The sequence below is a fragment of the Streptomyces griseiscabiei genome (assembly GCF_020010925.1).
Classification (GTDB): Bacteria; Actinomycetota; Actinomycetes; order Streptomycetales; family Streptomycetaceae; genus Streptomyces; species Streptomyces griseiscabiei.
In genome coordinates this window covers 185477-205911 of the sequence record NZ_JAGJBZ010000001.1, presented here as the reverse complement: position 1 = coordinate 205911, position 20435 = coordinate 185477, and the positions used below count along the sequence as shown (strand labels likewise).

Below are 20435 nucleotides of genomic sequence, written 5' to 3'. Positions count from 1 at the left end.
CCCCGGAAGGCTAGACAGGATCGCGTCATGCGCCGTATACATACATCCCATCAATCCACTGGATCAGCGCGAGGAACACATGAGACTCAGAACCGTCCTCAGCTCCACCGTCGCCGTCCTCTCGGCACTGGCCCTGGTCAGTGCCTGTGGCAGCGGCTCGAGCTCCGGCACCACCACCGCGGCAGGCGGCGACCAGCCCCTGGTCGGTGTCGACTACCCGCGCTCGGACACCGACTTCTGGAACTCGTACATCAAGTACACGCCGCAGTACGCCAAGGAGCTCGGCCTCGGGCTGAAGACCACCAACTCGCAGAACGACGTCGCCAAGCTCACCGCCAACGCGCAGACGTTCATCAGCCAGGGCGTCAAGGGCGTGGCGATGGCGCCGCAGGACACCGCCGCCATCGCCCCCACCCTGGCGCAGATGGAGGCCAAGAAGATCCCGGTGGTCACCGTCGACACCCGCCCCGACTCCGGCAAGGTCTACATGGTGGTGCGGGCCGACAACCGCGCGTACGGCGAGAAGGCCTGCCAGTACCTGGGCGCCAAGCTCGGCGGCAAGGGCAAGGTCGTGATGCTGCAGGGCGGTCTGGACTCCATCAACGGCCGTGACCGCACGGAGGCGTTCAACGAGTGCATGAAGACGAACTTCCCCAAGATCACGGTCTTCGGTGAGGCCACCAACTGGGACGGCGCCGTCGCCGCGCAGAAGCTCCAGACCCGGCTGACCCAGCACCCGGACATCAAGGGCGTCTACATGCAGTCCAGTTTCGCCCTGTCCGGCACGCTCCAGGTGCTGAAGCAGAAGGGCCTGCTGGTCGACCCGAAGGACAAGAAGCACGTCTTCGTCGTCTCCAACGACGGCATTCCGGAGGAGCTCAAGTCCATCGCCGAGGGCAAGATCGACGCCACCGTCTCCCAGCCCGCGGACCTCTACTCCAAGTACGCCCTGTACTACCTGAAGGCCGCGATCGACGGGAAGACGTTCAAGCCCGGCAGGACCGACCACGACAGCACCATCGTCCAGGTGCGCGACGGCCTGCTGGAGGACCAGCTCTCCGCCCCGCTCGTGACCGCCGACGGCGGCACCTACGGCGGCGTGCCCAGCCTCAAGAGCGACGACACGTCCCTGTGGGGCAACAACCTCGGCTGAGGCTCCCGCCCGACAGCTCGACGACCCACGTACACAAGGCGGTTGAGATGAGAGACGGGGACAGCGCAGTCAGCCCCGCATCCGTCCCTGCGGACGACGGACGGGCCCCGGCGGGCCCGCCCGTCGTCGAGGCGACGGGCATAGTCAAACGGTACGGTCCGACGGTCGCCCTGAACGGCGCCCGGATCACCATCAGGCCCGGCGAGACCCACGCGCTCGTCGGCCGCAACGGCGCCGGCAAGTCCACCCTGGTGTCCGTCCTCACCGGACTCCAGGCCCCCGACGAGGGGACGGTCACCTTCGGCGGCGAGCCGGCCCCCCGGCTCGCGGACCGCGACGCCTGGCGCCGACGGGTCGCCTGCGTCTACCAGAAGTCGACGATCATTCCCACGCTGACCGTCGCCGAGAACCTCTTCCTGAACCGGCACGACCACGGCCGGCACCGGCTGATCAGCTGGCAGGGTCTGCGCGGCCGGGCGCGGGACCTGCTGTCGACCTGGTCCGTGGACGTGGACCCGCAGACCCCGGCCGGCGATCTGAGCGTGGAACAGCGGCAGTTCGTCGAGATCGCCCGCGCACTGTCCTTCGGCGCCCGGTTCATCATCCTCGACGAGCCGACCGCCCAGCTCGACGGCGCGGCGATCAGCCGGCTCTTCGACCGCGTCCGCGATCTGCAGCGCCAGGGCGTCACCTTCCTGTTCATCAGCCATCACCTGCAGGAGGTGTACGACATCTGCGACACGGTCACCGTGTTCCGGGACGCCCGGCACATCGTCACCGTCCCGGTCGCACGGCTTCCGCGCACCGAGCTGGTCGCCGCCATGACCGGCGAGGCCGCCGCGGCGGAGCGGGAGCAGCGGGCCGGTTCGCTCGACACCACGGCTCCCGCCGCTCTGAGCGTCGATGCCCTGAGCAGTGACGGCGTCTACGGCGGCGTGACGTTCCAGGTGGGCGCGGGTGAGATCGTCGGACTCGCCGGAGCCGCGGGCAGCGGACGCACCGAGGTGGCCGAGACGGTCGTGGGGCTGCGGGCGGCCGACACCGGTGGGGTGGAGATCGCCGGGACCAGGCCCCGTCCGGGCAGCGTGCCGAGCGCCCTCGCGGCCGGCGCGGGCTTCGTCCCGCAGGACCGGCACCACCAGGGGTTCGTGCCGGACATGTCGATCGCGGACAACGCGACGCTGTCCGTACCGCGGCGGCTCGGCCGGCGCGGATTCATCAGCGGTCGACGCCGGGACCAGCTGGCCGAGGGCATGATCGAGAACCTCGCGATCAAGACACCGGGCCCCGAACTGTCCGTCTCCGGGCTCTCCGGCGGCAACCAGCAGAAGGTCGTCATGGCCCGCGCTCTGGCCGACGACCCGCGGCTGCTGGTCCTGATCAACCCGACCGCAGGCGTCGACGTGCGGTCCAAGGAGTTCCTCCTCGGAAAGGTCGAGGAGACCGCGGAGACCGGCACCGGAGTGCTCATCGCCTCCGACGAGCTCGACGACCTGCGTATGTGCGACCGGGTCCTGGTGATGTTCCAGGGCCGAGTGACCTCAGAGATCGCCCGCGGCTGGCACGACCACGACCTGGTGGCCGCGATGGAAGGAGTGGACCTCCATGCCTGAAACCGTCCTCGCGGACACGCCGGGGGCCGCCGCGCCCGACGCCACGGAACCGACCGCGAAGCGGACCGCCCTGCTGGGCGGCAGAATCCCCCTGGCCCGGCTGCGCGACCTCGCCCTGGTGCCGGCCATCATCGCCATCGCGATCGTCGGACAGATCGTCAACCCGGTCTTCCTGCAGGCCGACAACCTCATGAACGTCCTGCAGACCATGTCCGAGATCGCCCTGCTGGTGCTCGCCCAGACGATGGTCCTGATCGTCAAGAAGATGGACCTCTCCCTGGAGTCCACCATGGGCCTCGCGCCCGGTGTCGCGGCCTGGCTGACCATCGGCAGCGCCGGACACGGACTCGGCCTGCTCCCCGGCGCCTGGTCGATCCCGGTCACGCTCGCCGTGGGCGTGCTCGTCGGTGTGATCAACGCCCTGCTGATCATCCGCTTCGGCCTCAACGGGTTCATCGTCACCCTCGGCATGCTGATCGTGCTGCGCGGTGTCCTCACCGGTATCTCGGGCGGCCAGACCTTCTTCCAGCTGCCGGAGTCGATGCTCTACCTCGGCACCGCCCAGTGGTTCGGGATGCCCGCCTCCATCTGGCTCTGCCTCGTCCTGTTCGCCGTCGCCATCGTCGTCCTCGGCTGGACCAGCTTCGGCCGCTCCCTCTACGCCATCGGCGGCAACGTCGACGCCGCCAAGGCGGCCGGCATCCGCACCGACCGGGTGCTGTGGATCGTCATCGTCACCGGCAGCCTGCTCGCCGCCCTCGCCGGACTGCTGCTCTCCGGACGGCTCGCGTCCGTCGCCTCCGCGCAGGGCAACGGGTACATCTTCACTGTCTTCGCCGCCGCCGTGATCGGCGGGATCAGCCTCAACGGCGGCAAGGGCACCATGTTCGGGGCCTTCAGCGGCATCCTGCTGCTCTTCATGATCCAGAACGTCCTCACCCTCGCGGGCGTGCCCGCGCAGTGGATCGGCGCCCTCAACGGCCTGATCATCCTGGTCGCGTTGACCATCTCCCGCATCACCGGCGGCAAGGTCCAGGAGTAGACCGCCGCGCCCGCCTCCGCAGGCCGGACGACCCGCGTCCACGTCACCGCCCGAGCACGCTCGGCGCCTTCACAGGAGTTGCCCCCATGCCCTCTGCCCTGTCCCCGTCCGCCCGCATCATCGCCCTGGATGTCCTGGACGTGCGTTTCCCGACGTCCGAGCACCTGGACGGGTCGGACGCGATGAACCCCGAACCCGACTACTCCGCCGCCTACGTCGTCCTGCGCACCGACGCCGGTGACGGTCTGGAGGGTCATGCCCTGGCCTTCACCACCGGCCGCGGCAACGACGCCCAGGCCGCCGCCATCGCCACGCTCGCCCCCCACGTCGTCGGCCGCTCGGTCGAGGAGGTCTGCGGCGACCTCGGGGAGTTCTCGCGCTCCCTGGTCCACGACCCCCAACTGCGCTGGCTCGGCCCGGAGAAGGGCGCCATCCACATGGCCACCGGCGCGGTCGTCAACGCCGCCTGGGACCTGGCCGCCAAGCGGGCGGGCAAGCCCGTCTGGCGGTTGCTCGCGGAGATGTCCCCCGAGGAACTGGTCGCCCAGGTCGACTTCCGCTGGCTCAGCGACGCCCTCACCCCCGACGAGGCACTGGACATCCTGCGCAAGGCGGAGCCGGGCCGCGAGGAGCGCACCGCCGCGCTGCTGGAACGCGGCTACCCCGCCTACACCACCACCCCCGGCTGGCTCGGCTACTCCGACGAGAAGCTGGCCCGCCTCGCCCGCGAGGCCGTCGCCGACGGTTTCACCCAGATCAAGCTGAAGGTCGGGGCGGACCTGGAGGACGACGTACGGCGGATGCGGACCGCCCGCGAGACCGTCGGCGACTCCGTCCGCATCGCCGTGGACGCCAACCAGAGATGGGACATCCAGCCCGCCATCGACTGGATGCGCGCCCTCGCCCCGTACCAGCCGTACTGGATCGAGGAGCCCACCTCCCCCGACGACATCCTCGGCCACGCCGCCGTCCGCGCGGCCGTGACTCCGATCAAGGTCGCCACCGGGGAGCACGTGGCCAACCGGGTCGTCTTCAAGCAGTTGCTCCAGGCCGGCGCGGTGGACATCGTGCAGATCGACTCCGCCCGGGTCGGTGGTGTCAACGAGAACATCGCCATCCTGCTGCTCGCCGCGAAGTTCGGGGTGCCGGTCTGCCCGCACGCGGGCGGTGTGGGCCTGTGCGAGATGGTGCAGCACCTGTCGATGTTCGACTTCGTCGCCGTCTCCGGCACGACGGAGGACCGGGTCATCGAGTACGTCGACCACCTGCACGAGCACTTCGTCGACCCGGTGCGCATCGCCGACGGCCACTACCTCGCGCCGAGCGTGCCCGGGCTGAGCGCGCAGATGCATCCCGAGTCCCTGAAGGAGTACCTCTACCCCGACGGCCCGGTCTGGATCTCCCGTGTCTGAGAGTGCCGGCCCCGGCCTGATCGACGCCCACCACCATGTATGGGACCTCGACCGGCGCCCTCAGCCCTGGCTGGACGAGCCCCGGCACGCCCCTCTCCGGCGGTCCTTCGACGCACAGCGCCTCCGTGCCGACGCGACCCGGGCGATCGCCGGGGAGCGCCTGGTGCGCACGGTCGTCGTGCAGTGTGTGACCTCGCTGGCCGAGACACGGGAACTGCTCGCCCTGGCCGACACGGAACCCCTGATCGGCGGGGTCGTGGGGTGGCTGGACCTGACGTCCCTCGCGATCGGCGACATGCTCGACCGGCTCCGCGGTGGACCCGGCGGCGAACACCTGCGGGCCGTGCGCCATGTCGTCCAGGACGAGCCGGACCCCGACTGGCTGCAGCGCCCGGTCGTGGAGTCGGGGCTGTGCAGGATACGCGACCTGGGACTCGGCTACGACCTGCTGGTCCGGGACCATCAACTGCCCCAGGCGATCCGCCTCGCCGAGCGTGTCCCCGGTCTGCCGCTGGTCCTCGACCACGCGGGCAAGCCTCCCCTCGCCAGGGGTGAACTCGCCGACTGGGAACGGCGGATACGCCGGCTGGCCGGCCATCCGCAGGTGCACTGCAAGGTGTCGGGTCTCATCACCGAGGCCGACCACGACAAGTGGACCCTCGACGACATCCGGCCGGTGTGGGACACCCTGCTCTCCGCCTTCGGCCCGCGGCGGCTCATGTTCGGCTCCGACTGGCCCGTCTGTCTCCTGGCGGGCGGCTGGAACCGCTGGGCCGCCACCGTCGAGGAACTCCTGCTCGACTGCTCCGAGAGCGAGACGCGTGCCGTCCTCCACGACACCGCGACGGCGTTCTACGGACTCCGTCCCGCCCCGAAAGCGACCGCGCGAAGGACACAGCCATGCTCCTGACCGAACTCCTGCATCCCGGCATCCTGGAAGCCCTGGCCGGCTCCGGTCACGGGGCGCGCGTCCTGCTCGCCGACGGCCACTACCCGGCGGGCACGGCCGTCGGCGAACGTGCCAGGACGGTGCATCTCAACCTGGCTCCGGGCCTGTTGGACGTCACCACGGTGCTGGACGTGCTGCTGCGCGCCCTGCCCGTGGAATCGGCCCACGTCATGGTGCCCCCGGAGGGCGAACCGGAGCCGCCGGCCATCACCGAGTATCGCTCCGTGCTGGCGCCCGTCCCCGTCACGACGCTCGGCCGCTTCGCGTTCTACGACGCCGCCCGCTCCCCCGACCTGGCGCTGGCCGTCGTCACCGCCGACATCCGCACCTACGCCAACCTTCTGCTCACCATCGGTGTGCGCCCCGAAGCAACCCTGGGATCACGATGACCACGTCACTCTCCGTCCGCTACACCGCCGCCCGCACACTGGACCTGGGACCCGTCGCGAGCACGCCGCCAGGTCCCGGGGAGGTGGAGCTTGCCCCGGCCTACGTCGGTATCTGCGGCACGGACCTGCACATCTTCCACGGGGACATGGACTCCCGGGTCAGCACCCCCGCCGTCCTCGGCCATGAGATGTCCGGACGGATCGTCCGGGTGGGAGCGGAGGTCGAGGGCTGGAGCGCGGGCGACGCGGTGACCGTGATGCCGCTGCGCTGGGACGACACCTGCGCCGCCTGCCTGGCGGGTCATCGGCACGTCTGCCAGAACCTCGACTTCATCGGCATCGACTCTCCCGGCGCGATGCAGCAGCGCTGGGTGGTGCCCGCCTCCACACTCGTCCGCCTGCCCGACGCGGTCCCCCTGGACCGGGCGGCCCTCGTCGAACCCACGGCGGTGGCCGTGCACGACGTCGGCCGCGCCGGAGTCCGGGACGGCGAGCGGGTCGTCGTGGTCGGCGGCGGACCGGTGGGCATCCTGATCGCCCTGGTGGCGCGGTCCGCCGGAGCCGATGTCCGGGTCGTCGAGCTGAGCGGCCACCGGCGCATCGTCGCCGAGGAACTGGGCCTGGCGACCTGGGATCCCGCCGCACAGGACATCGCCGAGCTGGTACGGCGGTGGACGGGCGACGCGGGCGCGGACGTCGCCTTCGAGGTGTCCGGCGCCGCGGGCGGCGTCGACACGGCGGTGGAGGTGCTGGGGGTGCGCGGCCGGCTGTGCCTCGTCGCCATCCACCCCCGGCCCCGCGAGATCAACCTGCACCGCTTCTTCTGGCGCGAACTCACCCTTGTCGGCGCCCGGTTGTACGACCGCGCGGACTTCGAGCGGGCGGTGGGCCTGATCGCGGACGGCACGATCCCCGCCGACCGGCTGATCAGCAAGGTCGTCGGGCTCACCGAGGCACCGTCGGCGTTCGAGGCCCTGGAGGCCGGCGGCGACGTGATGAAGATCCTCGTGGACTGCGGGAACGACACGACGAACGACACGACGGGAGCCCTCGCATGACCGCCGCGCACCCCTTCGACCTGACCGGACGGCTCGCCGTCGTCACCGGCGCCCGCCGAGGCATCGGCCGGGCCATGGCGCGCGCGCTCGCCGAGGCCGGGGCCGACATCATCGGCGTCAGCGCCGGCCTGGAGGAGTCGGGCAGCTCGGTGGAGAAGGACGTGCACGCCGCCGGCCGCTCCTTCGAGGCGATCCGCACGGACTTCGCCGACCCCGACGCCGTACGGGCGCTGGGCGAGGAACTCGCCGGACGCGCACGCCCGGTGGACATCCTGGTCAACAACGCGGGCACCATCCGCCGGGCCCCGGCCGCCGAACACGGCGACGAGGACTGGGACCTGGTGCTCCAGGTCAATCTCCACGCGCAGTTCGCCCTGACCCGGGCCGTGGGCGCGGCCATGGTGGCACGCGGCCGGGGGAAGGTCATCTTCACGGCGTCGCTGCTCAGTTTCCAGGGCGGCATCACCGTCCCCGGCTACACCGCCGCCAAGCACGGCATCGCCGGTCTGACCAAGGCCCTGGCCAACGAGTGGGCCGCGCACGGCGTCAACGTCAACGCGATCGCCCCGGGCTACATCGCCACCGACAACACCCAGGCCCTGCGCGACGATCCGGACCGCAGCGAGGCGATCCTCGCCCGTATCCCGGCCGGGCGCTGGGGCACCGCGGACGACCTCGCGGGCGCCACGCTGTTCCTGGCCTCCGACGCCGCCGCCTATGTCCACGGCGCCGTCCTGCCCGTCGACGGCGGATGGCTGGGCCGATGACCGGCGACATCGTGTCCCTTCTGGACGGTACCCGGGTGATGCCGGTGCTGACCGTGCCCGATGTGTCGACGGCCGCCCCGCTGGCCGAGGCGCTCGCCGCCGGCGGCGCGTCCTGCGTCGAGGTCACCCTCCGCACACCGGACGCCGAGCGGGCGATCGAGGCGATGGCCGCGCACGGAGGGCTGACCGTCGGCGCCGGGACGGTCCTCACCCCCGAGCAGGCGGAGCGGGCGGTGGAGGCCGGGGCCCGTTTCGTGGTCTCACCCGGCTTCGACCCCGACGTCGTCGCCCGCTGCCGTCGGCTGGGGGTGGCGGTCGTACCGGGCATCGCGACCGCGACCGAACTCATGCGCGCTCTCGCGGCCGGCCTGGACACCGTCAAACTGTTCCCCGCCGAAACCCTGGGCGGAACCGCGACGGTCCGGGCGCTCGCCGCGCCGTTCCCGCAGGCACGGTTCCTGCCGACCGGCGGTATCGGGCCCGCCCGGACGGCCGGGTATCTGAGCCACCCCGCGGTCGTCGCCGTGGGCGGCAGCTGGATGGCGACCGCCGGGCTTGTCGGGCGTGGTGCGTACGCGGAGATCCGGCGCCTGACGTCCGAGGCGGTCGGGGCGGTCGGGGCGGTCGGGACCGCGGATTCGAGGGCCGCCGACGGCGGCAGGGTCGCGGCAGTGACCAAGGAGAGGAGCAGGGCATGAACGGCGTCGGCCGAGCACCGGAGGTGATCGCCCTGGGCGAGGTGATGCTGCGCCTCGACCCGGGCGAGAGCAGGATCCGGACCGCTCGCACCTTCCAGGTCTGGGAGGGCGGCGGTGAATACAACGTGGCGCGCGGCCTCCGGCGCTGCTTCGGTCTGCGTACGGCCGTGGTCACGGCGCTCGCCGACAACGCGGTGGGCCGGCTCGTGGAGGACCTGATCCTGCAGGGCGGCGTCGACACCTCGCTGATCCGCTGGGTGCCCGGTGACGGCGTCGGCCGCGGCGCGCGCAACGGGCTGAACTTCGTGGAGCGGGGCTTCGGCATCCGTGGAGCGCTGGGGGTCAGCGACCGCGCGAACACCGCCGTCTCCCACCTGCGCAAGGGTGACATCGACTGGGACTCCGTCTTCTCCGCGGGCCCGCGCTGGTTCCACACCGGTGGCATCTTCGCCGGCCTGTCGGAGACCACCGCGGACGTCGCGGAGGAGGCGATGGCATCGGCCCGGCGTCACGGGGTGACCGTCTCCTACGACCCCAACTACCGTCCCAGCCTCTGGGCCGACCGTGGCGGAGCCGAGGGCGCGCGCGAGATCGACCTGCGGCTCGCCCCGCTGGCCGATGTCGTGGTGGGCGCCCTGGGACTCGCGGGCGCCCACCCCGGCGCGGTACGCATCGGCGCCGACGCGCTGCCGGAGGCGTTCGCCGAGGTCGCGGCACGGCTCCCCGACGCGAGGGTACTGGCGACCACCCTGCGGGAGGTGCCGTCGGCGGGCAGGAACGACTGGTCCTCGGCGGGCTGGTCACCCGAGACCGGCTTCGTCACCGGCCCGCACATGCCCGGGCTGCACGTCATGGACCGGATCGGCTCGGGCGACGGCTTCGCCGCCGGGCTCGTCCACGGCCTGCTGACCGGAGCGGGCCTGGAACGCGCCCTCGCCTACGGCACCGCCCACGGCGCCCTCACCATGACCACGCCCGGGGACGTCTCCATGGCCTCGCTCGCCGAGGTCGAGGCGCTCATGACGGGCGGCTCCGCCCACGTCAGACGCTGACCCGCCACCCCGACCGACCGCACCCTCCGAGGAGAAGACCATGCGCCACCGGAAGATCACCACCACCTCCGTGGAACTGACCGAACTCGGCTTCGGGGCGTCGGTCATCGGAAACCTCTACCGGGTCACGCCCGCCCACGACGCGACGGCCGCGATCGACGCGGCGTGGGACGCCGGCGTCCGGTACTTCGACACAGCACCGCACTACGGGCTCGGCCTGTCCGAGCAGCGGCTCGGCGCCGCCCTCCGGGACCGGCCGCGCGACGCGTACACCGTGTCCTCCAAGGTCGGGCGGCTGCTCGTGCCCAACGAGCGGCCCCGTGGCGTCGACAGCGAGGGCTTCGTCGTACGGGACGACCTGCGCAGACAGTGGGACTTCAGCCGCGACGGCGTGCTCCGCTCCGTCGAGGACACCCTGACGCGTATGGGGCTGGACCGCCTGGACGTCGTGTACCTGCACGATCCCGACGACCACTGGCGGCAGGCCGCCGAAGAGGCCATGCCCGCCCTCGCCGACCTGCGCGACCAGGGCGTCATCGGCGCCATCGGGGCGGGCATGAACCAGTCGGCCATGCCCGCCCGCTTCCTCCGCGAGACCCCGGCCGACGTGATGATGATCGCCGGCCGCTACACCCTCCTCGACCAGACCGCACTGGACGACGTGCTGCCCACCGCCCTGGAACTCGGCAAGAGCGTCGTGGCCGCCGGGGTGTTCAACTCCGGCCTGCTCTCCCGCGAACGTCCCGCTCAGGACGCGAAGTTCGACTACCAGGACGCCCCGCAGGACCTCGTCTCCCGCGCCCACGCCATCGCGGACACCTGCGAACGGCACGGCACGACGCTCCCCGCGGCGGCCATGGCCTTCCCTTTCGGCCACCCCAGTATCATCAACGTCACCCTCGGCATGCGGAATGCCGAGCAGGTCGGGCGGAACGTGGAGCTCCACCGCCGAAGCGTGCCCGACGCCCTGTGGGACGATCTTCGCGATCAAGGCCTGATCAGGGCTGATGTGCCCACAGTCACGGGAGGTGTTCAGCGTTGTCTCTGACGGACAAGGCCATCGCGCAGATCCGGGAGCTGATCCGGTCGGGCGCCCTGCCGCCCGGGTCGAAGCTGCCCCCGGAGCCGGAACTGGCCGCCCAGCTGGGCCTGTCGCGCAACCTCGCACGAGAGGCGGTCAAGGCGCTGGCCGTGGCCCGGGTGCTGGAGGTCAGACGGGGCGACGGCACCTATGTGACCAGCCTGCAGCCGAGTCTGCTGCTGGAGGGCCTCAGCGGCGCCGTCGATCTGCTCCAGAGCGACTCCGGTGCCCTGCTGGACCTGATGGAGGTCAGACGGCTGCTCGAACCCGCCGCCACCGCGCTGGCCGCCATCCGGATCTCCGACGAGGGCCTCGCGGAGGTGAAGCGGCACCTGGACGCCATGCGTGAGGCACAGGACGACGTCGAGCGGCTCAACGCCCACGACGCCGCCTTCCATCACGCCGTCGTGTCGGCCACCGGCAACGAATCGCTCCTCACCCTCCTGGAGGGCGTCTCCGGCCGCACGCTGCGGGCGCGCATCTGGCGCGGTCTGGTCGACGCCCGCGCCGCCGACCGGACCCTCGCCGAACACCAGGCGATCTTCGACGCCCTCGTCGGCCGCGACGCCGCCCTCAGCAAGGCCGCCGCGCTCCTGCATGTCGGCAACACCGAGCAATGGCTGCGGGAACACCTGCGCACGACCGGGTCCATGCCCGGCGCGCTGCCGGCGGACAGCCCCCGCTGAACCGGCCCGCCGAGACGACCACCGATCACATGGACGCCCGTGCCGCCGCGAGGGACACGGGCGCCGGCCGTCAGCGGGAAGCGGCCGTCAGCGGGAAGCGGCCTGCGGTCCGCCGGGGTGCGGGCCCAGGTGCCCCGGGGTCGGAGCGCCCTTGACCTCGCCGATGTACACGGTCATCTGCTGACGGAGGCGTTCGGCCGCGGCGCGGTCGCGCATGAAGGCCGGGAAGCCGTCGATGCCGGAGTTCTCGTACTGCCAGACCTTCTTCAGGCCGGTGGGCGCGGCCACGTCGGTGCGGACGGACCAACCGTCGCTGGTCTGCCGCTCCTTGGACAGCTGCCAGTTGAGGAAGAGCTTGGCGGCGGCCGGATGGCGGGCGTCCTTGAGGATCGCCTCGCGCTGCCCCCAGGCGACGAACGGGTCGTCGGTACGGGGAAGCATGCCGACCGTGGTGGCCTCCGGGTCGTTCCCCGCGTCGGGGGTGACCCATCCGCCGAGACCGACGGCCTTCTTCCCCTCCGCCATCCGGTTGCCGGCGGAGTCCGAGCCGCGCAGGAACTCGGTGTTGCGCGCCATTCCGTCGAGCCACTCCCAGCCGAACTTCCGCACGTACCGGCTGTAGAGGTAGAGCGTCGCGTCGTCGTCGTTGGGGTACGCCGAGGCGATCCGGCCCTTCCACTTCGGGTCCGCCAACTCCCTTACGCCGCGCGGCGCGTCCTTGCCGACGAGGTCCTTGTTGTAGGCCGCGCCGAACGCGAGGACATCGGTGGCGACCCAGGCGCCGTCCTTGTCCTTGAACTTGTCGTGGACCTTGCCGAAGCCGGCGGGCTTGTACGGGAGCAGCACTCCCTCGCGCTTCCAGCGCTCGAAGTCCTGCAGTGTCTGCAACTGGACCACGTCGGGCACCAGGGTGTCCGTGGCGAGCTGGTTGTCGACGCGGGCGTCCTGGTACTTGCTGTAGTCGACGACCATCTCCACCTCGACGCCGGGGAATCGCTCCTCGAACGCGTTCTTGGTGTCGTCCTGCTGGTCCTTCCAGTCGCCGCCCGCGTAGACGACGAGCTTCCCGCCCTCGGCCTTCGCCCTGGCGTACAGCTGGTCGAGCGACCTGGTCTCCTCCCCGCCCGTCCCGGCGTCGGAACGTGCGGCGCCGAGGGCCAGCCCGGTACCGGCCACACCCATGGCGACGACGGTCGACAGCAGAACGCGGGGAAGGGACTGCCGACGAGGTCTGGACGCAGACCTGGTGAGGGGGTTGAACAGCACGGGGAGGCTCCGATCGGTGGAGAGGGGGGAATGGAGGGGGACGGGAGGGGGCGTGGTCGGCTCAGCGGACCAGTTCCGCGGGCTTGGTGGCCTTCCCGAGCAGCCACTCCAGGGGTCCGCGCCGGAAGAAGCGGGACCAGAGCGTCGCGAACACGGTCATGGCGGCGATGAAGGCGAGCAGCACATGCAGGGGCGAGCCGGGCAGCTCCTCGATGCCGAGGAACCAGATGCCGACGATGTGGAAGACGTACGCGGTCAGCGACATGGTGCCGACCGCGATGACCGGCCGGGCCAGACGGTGGACGCGCGGGAAGGCGTCGACGGCGGCCAGGCAGGCGACGAGGACGGCGAGCGCGACACCGGTGTTGCCCAGGATCGACAGCGTCGTCTCACTGTGCGGTGAGGCGACCAGCAGCTCCGCCGGGGTGTCGCCGAACGGGTAGCCCCAGGTGTCGGACCACCAGGCCGAGGAGGCCGAGCCGGTCCAGCTGTTCTCGGTGAGTGTCGTGAGCGCGCCGGGGACGAGGCGCAGGGCCAGCCAGGAGCCGCCGTAACCGAGGACGGCCAGCGAGACACCGGCGATCGCGAGACGTACGCGTACCGCGGTCGCGGCGAGGTCGAGACGGGCCACGGCCATGCCGGCGATGACGAAGGGGATCCAGGTCAGGACGGGGTAGCTGCCGGTGAACAGCAGCGAGAGGACGCCGTCGGCGTCGGCCGGCCAGGTCCAGAGACCGCCGGGAGCGCTCTCGCCGAGGGCCCCCTTGATCAGGTACAGGACCTGCGGCAGGACCAGGGCACCGGCCGCGGCGATGACCGCCAGAGGGCGGGCACCGAGCCGGTACAGCGGCAGGACGATCAGGAAGTACAGGCCGTAGAAGGCGAGGATCACCTCGACCGGTGTGCCGGTCAGGCTCAGCGCGGTGCCCACGGCCAGCAGGACCAGTGCCCGGATCACGACCTTGGCGACCGCCTGACGGCCTGCACGGCCCGTCTTCGGGGCGCGCCGGCCGGTCATCAGGATGATCGAGAACCCGGCCAGGAAGGCGAAGAGCGCCGAGGCGCGCCCGTGCGCCAGTTCCATCAGGAAGCCGGTCGTGCCTCCTTCGGAGGGGTCCGGGCCGACATGGGCCGCGTACATCCCGAAGACGGCCAGCCCTCGGGCGAGGTCCACGCCGATCAGACGTCCTGTCGAAGGCCGGTCATCGCGCGGAGCCGTGTCCGTCGGGCTCCCGGTGACGCCGGTGGGCGCGCCGGCCGATGGGGTGAGTACCGTTTCCCGTGGGTTCTGGGTCATGTCTCGATGCTGGAGCGCGGCCCCCGCTCGGGATATCCGACGAGTGGCCGGTCCACCCCCGCCGTACGGCGGGCACCCATCCCCCGGGCGGCGGGACGACCCGGCGGAACGTCGCGGGAGACCAGGCCGACCGTGCCGCGGCTGCGCAACTGGCCCAACCGGTCCGCGGATTGGCGGCCGGAGGGGTGGTGATGTCACCCAAGGCGTCCCGCGCGGACCGGCAGAGTCAGGTGCGCCCGCCCGGCGGCAGCATCAGCAGCGGTGGGAGCCGGTTGTAGTCGTGGCCGCGCCAGGGGCAGGAGTCGACCTGCTCGCGAGCATCGGGCGCATCGCCATCCGGCCCACCCGCTTCGGCGGGACGGTGATACGGGTGGTCGTGGACCAGCCCGAGAACTTCGCGTACGACCAGCTATGGGCGTAGCCGGCGCCCGCCTCGACCGACAGGACCTTCTCGATGACGGTCCACTCGATGCCCACCGAACCGGTGACGCCGTGGGCGTACGTCTCAGACCCGCTCGCCCACCGCCTCGGAGAGGAAGGCCCGCTGGGCGCCGGTGAGTTCGCGCGGCGCGCCCACCAGGTCGAAGGAGCCCGTGAGTCGCCGGTCGTCGGAGTCGAAGCCGAGGAAGAAGTCGACGCGCGCGGGTTCGACCGCGAACGCGCGGGTGGCGTCGGTGTGGCCCAGCTGAGCGGCGGCGAGGCGGAAGGTGACCCGGTGGGAGTCGCCCGGGTCCGCCTCGATCCGGTGGAAGCCGGCCAGTTGCTGTGTGGGCCGGGTGACACCGCCCTTGCTGTTCACCCGGACGTAGAGCTGGACGACGGTGGCACCCGTCACGGGGCCGGTGTTGGTGACCGTGGTGGTGATCCGGATCGTCCCGTCGGTAGCGGCCCGCGCGTCGTGCGACAGGTCGTCGAGGGTGAAGTCGGTGTAGCTCAGGCCGTGTGCGAAGGGGTAGAGCGGCGTGGCCTCCAGGTCGAGGTAGTGCTGGTCGACGCTGGGGGGCAAGGGGTTGCGGTAGCCGGAGCCGGCCTTCTGGTGGTGGTAGACCGGGACCTGGCCGGAGTGCCGGGGGATGCTGTAGGGCAGCTTCCCGCTGGGATTCGTCGCGCCGAAGAGGACCTCGGCGATCGCCCTGGGCCCGAACGGGCCGCCGTAGGACGCCATGACGATCGCCTGAGCATCGCGGATCACCTCGGGCAGCGCGTAGGCGCGGCCCTGTACCAGGACGGCCACCAGGGGCTTGCCGGTGGCGGCGACGGCCTCCGCGAGCCGCGTCTGCGCGGCCGGCAGCGAGATGTCCGCCGTGTCGCTGGCCTCTCCCTCGGTGCGCTCCCCGGTGAACCACAGACTCGCGCCGCCCAGGGCGAGCACCACCACGTCCGCGTCCTCGGCGGACTTCACGGCCCGTGCGACGGCGTCGTCCCCCAGCGAGCGGGTCAGTGTGCTGCCCTGCTCCGTCCGCACCTGCCCGGCGAAGTCGCAGAGCTCCTCCGCGATCGAGCGGGCGCCGAACCGGTCGTGGACCAGCTGTTCGGGGTCGGTGGGTGTCACGAGAGCCTTGTACCAGGGGCCGGTGACGTCGTCGGAGCCGAGCATGTTGCCGAGTTCCCCGCTCAGTACGGCATCCGTCGCCTCCCGCCACGCGGCGTAGGTGTAGGTCGCGAACTGGAGCTTCGCCGCGTCCGCGTGCGGACCGACCACGGCGACCTTCACCCCGCCTGCCAGCGGAAGGATGCCGTCGTTCTTCGCGAGGACCACCGATCGCCGGGCCAGCTCCCGCGAGAGTTCCGTGCCCTCGGCCGCGACGGCCGCCACATCGATGCGCTCCGCCGGATACGGGTTCTCGAACAGCCCCAGCTCGAACTTGGCCCGCAGCACCCGCCACACGCTGGTGTCGACGTCGGCGAGGTCCGCGTTGCCCCGCCCGACCTCCTCGGCGAGCACCTGGCCGTAGCCGTACGGCTTGGGCATCTCGACGTCCAGTCCGGCCGCGATCGCGAGGCAGGCGGCCTCCGCCGGGGTGTCCGCCACCCGCTGGCGCTCGACCAGCTGGTCCAGGGTCATGTAGTCCGACGACACGAAGCCGTCGAAGCCGAGGACGCCGCGCAGCAGGTCGGTGAGCACCTCCCGCGAGGCGCCCACGGGAATGCCGTCCACGTCCGCGTAGGAGTTCATCACCGAACGCAGACCGGCGAGCCGGATCGACGCCTCGAAGGGGTAGGCGAACAGATCCCTGGTCTGCCGCGCGCCCCCTTCGTACGCCGAGGTGTTGACGCCGCCGACCGGCAGGGCGTAGCCGAGGAAGTGCTTGCCGGTGGCGAGGACGCCCTGACGCAGGTCATCGCCCTGCAGACCGCGAGTGAACGCGACACTGAGGGCGGCGGCCAGATACGGGTCCTCGCCGTACGTCTCGTGCACCCGGCCCCACCGCGGGTCGAGCGCCACGTCCATCACGGGGGAGAGCGCGTGCCGCATGCCCGTGCGGATCATCTGGCGGCGGATCAGCTCGGTCATCTCCTGGACCAGCTCCGGGCTCCAGGCCGCCGCGAGGCCGGTACCGGTGGGGAAGGACATGTGCCCGCCGGCGAGGAACCCGCTGAGCGCCTCCTGGTGGAACAGGAGGGGAATCCCGAGCCGGGTCCGCTCGACGGCCTGCCGCTGGATGCTGCCGACCAGCTGCGCGAGCTTGGCGGGGGTGTCGGTGATCAGCTGGGCGACATGGCCCGGCGGGTTCCGCAGCCACTGTTCGGCCTCGTCGGAGTCCGAACCGTCGGCGCGGACCAGGCTCCACGGCATGACGGAGACGAGCTGGTGGCACTTCTCCTCGACCGTCAGCTCCCGCAGCAGCAGTGTGGCGCGTTCGCCGGCGGGCAGGCGCACGTCGCGGTGATCGTTGCTGGACATGTGGGTGTTCTTCCTGTGGTGCGGATCGGTTGGTGCGGATCGCTGTCAGGCGCGGCGCAGGCCGAGGATCGTGTGCAGCCGCTGTTCCAGTGCCCTGGTCGCGGCGTTGACCTCGTGCGGTGCGAGGGCCTTCGGGACGGCGGACACGGGCGAGTCCAGGTACGGGGCGAGGCGGGCGGCGACATCCGGCTCGCCCCCAGGGACGACACCGGTGTCGACGGCCGACACCACGACCTCGGACCAGACGCCCGCGTCGTCGAGCAGATCACGGACCGTGGCCATGGCACCGGACACCACGTCGGCGGCCACCGGATCGGGTGCCTCCCAGCGGTGCTCACCGTGTCCGACGGTGAGCGGCTCGTCGGCTCCGGGCAGACGCACATGGGCGGACGCGCCGACCGGGACGCGCACGCTCAGACGGAACGTCCCCGCGGACCTCTCCCAGGCGACATGGGCCTCGCCGTACGGCGTGATGTGGCGGGCCGACGCGGACGTCAGGTCGGCGGAGGGGCGAGGGTCGACGCGGATCTCGCGGTAGCCGGGCGCGGCGGGGGCCAGCCCGGCGACGGTGCGGTGCAGCCAGTCCGCGACGGCGCCGAGCGCGTAGTGGTTGAACGACGTCATCCCACCGGTGTTGACGCTGCCGTCAGGCAGCATGCTGTCCCAGCGCTCCCAGATCGTGGTGGCGCCCATCGTCACCGGGTAGAGCCACGACGGGCACCCGGTCTGGAACAGCAGCCGGAAGGCGACGTCGACGTGTCCGGTGGCGACCAGCGCGTCGGTCACCAGCGGCGTTCCCACGAAGCCGGTGCTGATGCGGAACGCGTTCGCGCGGACCAGGTCCGCCAGCCTCCGCCCGGCGTGCTCGCGCTGCTCGGCGTCGGACAGCAGGGCCCACTGGACGGCCAGCGCGTACACCGTGGGGGCGTCGGAGAGGATCCGGCCGGTCCGGGTGACGTACGCGTGGGCGAACGCCGTACGTACCTCGGCCGCCAGGGCGGCGTACCGGTCGGCCTCCGCCGTGCGACCGAGTACACGCGCGGCCTCGGCCACGACCTCCGCCGAGCGGGCCAGGTGCGCGGTGGCCACCACGTCCGGGTCCGCCTTGGCACGGGCGGCGTCCTCCGGGGGAGCCGTCGGGTCGAGCCAGTCGCCGAACTGGAAGCCCCCCGACCAGAGGCGGTCGGGGCCGGCGAGCCCCGCCGCATGGTCGACCCAGGCGCGCATGCTGGGCAGTTGACGCTCCAGGATGCCGTGGTCGCCGGTGCGCAGATACAGCGTCCAGGGGACCAGCGCGGCGGCGTCGCCCCAGGCCGTCGCGGCGGGCGAGGGCGTGCGGATCACGTCCGGCACCACATACGGCACCGACCCGTCGGGCTGCTGTTCGGCGGCCAGGTCCGCGAGCCAGGAGCCGAGGAAGCCCGCGCTGTCGAACAGGAACATGGCCGTGGGCGCGAACACCTGGATGTCCCCGGTCCAGCCGAGCCGTTCGTCGCGCTGGGGGCAGTCCGTGGGGACGTCGAGGAAGTTGCCGCGCATGCTCCACACCACGTTCTCGTGGAAGCGGTCGAGCAGGGCGTGGGAGGAGCTGAACCAGCCGGTACGGCGCAGGTCGGAGCCGATCACCACGGCGTCCACGTCCTCGGCGCGCAGACCGGGCACACCCGACACCTCCGCGTAACGGAAGCCGTGGAAGGTGAGGGAGGGCTCCAGCGTCTCCTCGGACGCGCCGGTGACCAGATAGCTGTCGGTCGCCTCGGCGGAGCGCAGGGGAGCGGTCGCGAGCTCACCGTTCTCCAGGACCTCCGCGTGCCGGACGACGACCTCGCTGCCGGGCACCAGCCCGCGCACCCTCAACCGCACCCAGCCCACCGCGTTCTGGCCGAAGTCGACCAGAGTGCGGCCGGCGGGTGTCGTCCACACCTTCTCGGCGGGCAGGAGACTGCCGACCCGGACGGGCGGCCCCTCCGGTGCGACGAGGCGTCCGAGGTCGCCCGGGACCACCTCCACGGCGTCGCCGGCCGCGTGCCAGCGCGCGTCGCGCCGTCGCAGGTCGGTGCGCTGACCGTCGTAGAGGTCGTCGGCGAGCACCTCGCTCTCCCGCGCGGTCCAGGTGCCGTCCGTGGCGAGTGTGTGCACCTGACCGTCGTCGGTGGTGACCTCCAGCTGTGCCAGGAGGGCGAGCCGGTCGCCGTACAGGGCGCGTTCGCCGTTGAAGCCCAGGCGTCCGCGGTACCAGCCGTTGCCCAGCAGGACGTCCAGTTCGTTGTCGCCCTCGCGCACCAGGTCCGTGACGTCGTACGTCTGGTAGCGCAGCCGGTGTTCGTACGCGGTCCAGCCCGGTGCGAGGACCTGGTCGCCGACGCGGCGGCCGTTGAGCGTGGCGGTGTACACGCCGTGCGCGGTGGCGTAGAGGCGGGCCCTGCGCACCTCGCCCGGCACGTGCAGGGACCCACGCAGCACCGGTGCCGGCATCCGCAGGCCACCGATGGCCACCGGGCTGACGAAGGCCGCGGACCAGTCGGCGGCGTCGAGCAGCCCGGCCTCCACGACGGAACGCCCGCTCCACTCGCTCCAGTCGGAGCCGTGCGCCACGCGCACGCGGACCGAGGCGAACTCACGGGATCCCAACGGCGCGGCGGGCCAGGGCACCAGCACCTGTTCGGCGCTGTGCACCCGGTGGCGCTCGGCGCGTCCACCGCGCAGGATCTCCACCTCGTAGGCGGTCTGCCGGTAGTCCGGGTCCGCGTGCGGAACCGTCCAGGACAGTCGGGGCGAGCCCGTTCCGATGCCCCGCACGGGGGAGGGGTCGGTGAGGTGCTCGAAGTGGGGTGCGTGGGGAGCGGCAGCCACGGCCATGCAAGTCTCCAGACTTTTCAGGCAGTCGGTGACCGGGCCTGGGGCAGGCTCACGGCCTTGCCCAGGAACGCCCGCGCGCGGTGATGAGCGCTGTGTGGCGGGCCGGTGTCGTATAACGTTCTACGCACGCAGCGTAGGGAGCGCTGCTCACGCGTGTCAAGGACGAGGGAGGAGGTCGGTCCATGAGGAAGCCGGCCAGGACCGCGCT

The 20435-nt window shown here is 71.8% G+C and carries 17 protein-coding genes and 1 pseudogene; 13 read left to right on the top strand and 5 right to left on the bottom strand.

What is annotated here, in order from left to right; genetic code table 11:
* The first annotated feature begins 79 nt into the window (after positions 1–79).
* The 12 genes from J8M51_RS00810 (at position 80) to J8M51_RS00755 (ending at position 11900) form a co-directional block, all read left to right on the top strand.
* Complete coding sequence (locus J8M51_RS00810) at positions 80–1153, top strand: sugar ABC transporter substrate-binding protein (protein ID WP_086759517.1); 1074 nt, start codon at positions 80–82, stop codon at positions 1151–1153.
* Positions 1154–1200: 47 nt separating this feature from the next.
* Positions 1201–2766: a sugar ABC transporter ATP-binding protein gene (locus J8M51_RS00805; RefSeq protein WP_086759519.1), complete on the top strand. Its 1566-nt coding sequence runs from the start codon at positions 1201–1203 to the stop codon at positions 2764–2766.
* Complete coding sequence (locus tag J8M51_RS00800; RefSeq protein ID WP_086759520.1) at positions 2759–3808, top strand: ABC transporter permease; 1050 nt, start codon at positions 2759–2761, stop codon at positions 3806–3808. The genes J8M51_RS00805 and J8M51_RS00800 overlap by 8 nt, the downstream gene beginning before the upstream one ends.
* An 86-nt stretch (positions 3809–3894) precedes the next feature.
* Positions 3895–5220, top strand: a complete 1326-nt coding sequence (locus J8M51_RS00795; protein ID WP_086759522.1) for an L-fuconate dehydratase — start codon at positions 3895–3897, stop codon at positions 5218–5220.
* Positions 5213–6130, top strand: coding sequence for an amidohydrolase family protein (locus tag J8M51_RS00790; protein WP_086759524.1), 918 nt, complete (start codon positions 5213–5215; stop codon positions 6128–6130). The genes J8M51_RS00795 and J8M51_RS00790 overlap by 8 nt, the downstream gene beginning before the upstream one ends.
* Positions 6121–6558, top strand: coding sequence for an RbsD/FucU domain-containing protein (locus J8M51_RS00785; RefSeq protein ID WP_086759526.1), 438 nt, complete (start codon positions 6121–6123; stop codon positions 6556–6558). Before J8M51_RS00790 ends, J8M51_RS00785 begins: the two co-directional genes overlap by 10 nt.
* Entirely contained in the window at positions 6555–7616 is a 1062-nt protein-coding gene (locus J8M51_RS00780) for a zinc-dependent alcohol dehydrogenase (RefSeq protein WP_086759527.1), read from the top strand. The genes J8M51_RS00785 and J8M51_RS00780 overlap by 4 nt, the downstream gene beginning before the upstream one ends.
* On the top strand, positions 7613–8383 hold the full coding sequence (locus tag J8M51_RS00775) for an SDR family oxidoreductase (protein WP_086759529.1): 771 nt from the start codon (positions 7613–7615) through the stop codon (positions 8381–8383). Before J8M51_RS00780 ends, J8M51_RS00775 begins: the two co-directional genes overlap by 4 nt.
* Complete coding sequence (locus J8M51_RS00770; protein WP_086759530.1) at positions 8380–9081, top strand: bifunctional 4-hydroxy-2-oxoglutarate aldolase/2-dehydro-3-deoxy-phosphogluconate aldolase; 702 nt, start codon at positions 8380–8382, stop codon at positions 9079–9081. The genes J8M51_RS00775 and J8M51_RS00770 overlap by 4 nt, the downstream gene beginning before the upstream one ends.
* The gene (locus tag J8M51_RS00765; RefSeq protein WP_086759532.1) at positions 9078–10133 is read left to right on the top strand and encodes a sugar kinase; all 1056 of its coding nucleotides are present in this window, start codon (positions 9078–9080) and stop codon (positions 10131–10133) included. Before J8M51_RS00770 ends, J8M51_RS00765 begins: the two co-directional genes overlap by 4 nt.
* Before the next feature lie 40 nt (positions 10134–10173).
* The gene (locus J8M51_RS00760) at positions 10174–11181 is read left to right on the top strand and encodes an aldo/keto reductase (RefSeq protein WP_086759534.1); all 1008 of its coding nucleotides are present in this window, start codon (positions 10174–10176) and stop codon (positions 11179–11181) included.
* Complete coding sequence (locus tag J8M51_RS00755; protein ID WP_086759535.1) at positions 11172–11900, top strand: FadR/GntR family transcriptional regulator; 729 nt, start codon at positions 11172–11174, stop codon at positions 11898–11900. The genes J8M51_RS00760 and J8M51_RS00755 overlap by 10 nt, the downstream gene beginning before the upstream one ends.
* An 87-nt stretch (positions 11901–11987) precedes the next feature.
* Here the strand turns inward: J8M51_RS00755 and J8M51_RS00750 are convergent, their stop codons facing one another.
* Together J8M51_RS00750 and J8M51_RS00745 are read right to left on the bottom strand one after the other, a co-directional pair.
* Positions 11988–13082 carry an ABC transporter substrate-binding protein gene (locus tag J8M51_RS00750; protein ID WP_267298890.1) on the bottom strand — a complete coding sequence of 365 codons (1095 nt, stop codon included), beginning with the start codon at positions 13080–13082 and terminating at the stop codon, positions 11988–11990.
* A gap of 145 nt (positions 13083–13227) precedes the next feature.
* The gene (locus J8M51_RS00745; RefSeq protein WP_398855294.1) at positions 13228–14463 is read right to left on the bottom strand and encodes a DUF418 domain-containing protein; all 1236 of its coding nucleotides are present in this window, start codon (positions 14461–14463) and stop codon (positions 13228–13230) included.
* A gap of 146 nt (positions 14464–14609) precedes the next feature.
* Here J8M51_RS00745 and J8M51_RS00740 point away from each other — a divergent pair.
* Positions 14610–14678 (top strand): annotated as a pseudogene (locus J8M51_RS00740) (DNA-binding response regulator); the annotation flags it as partial.
* Positions 14679–14715: 37 nt separating this feature from the next.
* Here J8M51_RS00740 and J8M51_RS00735 read toward each other — a convergent pair.
* Genes J8M51_RS00735 through J8M51_RS00725 form a run of 3 tightly spaced genes read right to left on the bottom strand, consistent with a single transcriptional unit; the run spans position 14716 to position 20227 of the window.
* Complete coding sequence (locus tag J8M51_RS00735; protein WP_086758717.1) at positions 14716–14940, bottom strand: hypothetical protein; 225 nt, start codon at positions 14938–14940, stop codon at positions 14716–14718.
* 28 nt (positions 14941–14968) lie between these two features.
* Positions 14969–17368 (bottom strand): glycoside hydrolase family 3 N-terminal domain-containing protein, encoded by a 2400-nt coding sequence (locus J8M51_RS00730; protein WP_086758715.1) that lies wholly within the window; start codon positions 17366–17368, stop codon positions 14969–14971.
* 45 nt (positions 17369–17413) lie between these two features.
* On the bottom strand, positions 17414–20227 hold the full coding sequence (locus J8M51_RS00725; RefSeq protein WP_086758714.1) for a glycoside hydrolase family 78 protein: 2814 nt from the start codon (positions 20225–20227) through the stop codon (positions 17414–17416).
* Between the last annotated feature and the right edge of the window lie 208 nt (positions 20228–20435).